This window comes from Candidatus Macondimonas diazotrophica (assembly GCF_004684205.1).
GTDB classification, from domain to species: domain Bacteria; phylum Pseudomonadota; class Gammaproteobacteria; order UBA5335; family UBA5335; genus Macondimonas; species Macondimonas diazotrophica.
Genome location: NZ_SRIO01000059.1, coordinates 1 through 1547 on the forward strand (window position 1 = coordinate 1; position 1547 = coordinate 1547).

A 1547-nucleotide genomic window follows, 5' to 3' on the forward strand; every position below is an offset into this window, starting at 1 on the left:
GTCTGTACGAATCTTCATGGCTGGCTCTCCCGCACGACAGCCCACGGCAACAGCAGCGCGGCTTGGTGGCAGACGGGCGGTGCCGCTACGTCAACGAGAACGCGCAGGGCGTCGGGGGGTAGGTCCAGCAGGTCGGCAGCAGAGTCCCATGCGATGAGTGCGAGGATGACGTACCACGCTGCGTACCCTGCTGCGTCCCACGCTGCCTGCCGTGCTGCGTCCCATGCTTCGGCCCGTGCTGCGTCCCGTGCTGCCTGCCGTGCTGCGGCCCACGCTGCGTACCATGCTGCGTCCAGTGCTGCGTCCCACACCTCCGGCCTTGTATTCACGTCGGCCAGCACGGCGTCGATGTGCTTGGCGTTGGGCAGGTGTGCCCATGCTGTTGTGGTAGTCATGGCTGGCTCTCACTCTGCCGTCATGCTGTAGTTGTGCTCCTTGCAGAACACTGCGCCGAGCTGGGTTGCCAGAATGCGCGGCTCCTTGCGAGCAGCCAGTGTCCATGCGCAGGCATGAAACTCGGGGGCCAGCCGCCGCAGGTAGGTATCGATGGCCTCCATCGCACCCTCATTCCCCGCGTTCATCCGGGCAGACAGACTGACACTCACAGCGTAGGACATGCCCACCCCATCCGGCAGCGCCGCCTTCTTGGGGCGCTTGATGATGTCGTCCAGGTCGGGCATCTTGTCCACGATGTCCACGAAACCGAAGAACTCGGCCGCCTCGCCATCACCCACCGCACCGGTAATCGCTGCCACTTTCAAATGATGAGGCATGGTACTGGCGTAGAGCTTGGCTGCCTTGGACCACGAGCGGTACGTGCCGAACGCCTTGGCGGGCTTGCTCGGGTCGAACGTACACACTAGCGCCGGGCGGTACATGAAGAACGCCGCAAAAATCGGGTCGCCACCTTGCGCCAAGTGATGGTCGATCCAGGGCTCGTGGTCCATCGCCACTTCCACGTGGATCAACCGGTTAGCCAGCGGCAGGGGCATCCGGTTGGTCACGCCTCGGTCAGACTCGCGGTTGCCCATCGCCACAACACGCACGTTGGGCTTGAGGCGGTGCTCACCTACACGGCGCTCCTGCAACAGTTGGTAGGCCACGGCAAACACTGCATCCCGGGCGGAGTTCAGCTCATCCAGCACCAACAGAATGAGGCGATCATCCGGGAAGGCATCGTTGCCCACGAACGGCAGTGTCCGCGCCGGCCGCCATACCAGGTGACCATCCTCATCCGTCGGGTAGCCTTTCAGGTCCACGCTGTCGTACTGCGCCAGGCGGATGTCCACAAGGAAGGCGTTGCAGTCCTCGGCGATCTGCCCCACCCCCTCGGTCTTGCCACCGCCGGGCGGCCCCCACAGCATCATCGGCTCGTTCAGTTCGATGGCGACATGGCGGACCATTGCCAGGGCTTCGTTGATCTTGAGCGTAATCATAGGTAACTCTCCTTTCTGGGTTGGTGGTTCAGGTCGTTGCACGCACGATGGCCCACGGCAACAGCAGCACAGCCTGATGGTTCACGGGCTCGGGTGCCAGGTCGGCCATGG

Annotated in this window: 2 protein-coding genes; both read right to left on the bottom strand. The window is 63.7% G+C overall.

Features of this window, described 5'->3' with window-relative positions:
- Positions 1-14: 14 nt before the first annotated feature.
- Entirely contained in the window at positions 15-395 is a 381-nt protein-coding gene (locus E4680_RS13845) for a hypothetical protein (RefSeq protein ID WP_135283015.1), read from the bottom strand.
- A 9-nt stretch (positions 396-404) separates the two neighbouring features.
- A complete protein-coding gene (locus tag E4680_RS13850; protein ID WP_135283016.1) occupies positions 405-1436 on the bottom strand; it encodes an AAA family ATPase in 1032 nt (343 codons plus the stop codon).
- Positions 1437-1547 lie beyond the last annotated feature (111 nt).